The organism is Vibrio sp. 10N.222.49.C9 (genome assembly GCF_041474985.1).
Lineage (GTDB): Bacteria > Pseudomonadota > Gammaproteobacteria > Enterobacterales > Vibrionaceae > Vibrio > Vibrio crassostreae_C.
Map to the genome: position 1 here is coordinate 1 of NZ_JBFRVD010001234.1, position 213 is coordinate 213.

Here is a 213-nt window from a genome sequence, read left to right on the forward strand (position 1 = left end):
TCAATGAGTTGATCATTCAAGGGCGCAACGGTGCGCTGGATGCAGCGTCGCGTGAAGGTTTGGTGATCGAACTTGAGGGGCTTAAAGAAGAGATGATTTCTCTTTTGAATACTCAAGTAGATGGTCGTTACATTTTTAGTGGCACAGATGAGGGTTCAGCTGCGATATCCGATGTACCTCCATACAACCTGTTGGGCAATGACGACAGACGTC

General features: G+C 47.4%; 1 pseudogene. It reads left to right on the forward strand.

Annotation, left to right across the window (positions count from 1 at the left end):
• Positions 1–213: pseudogene (locus AB4585_RS27710) on the forward strand (flagellar hook-associated protein 3); the annotation flags it as partial.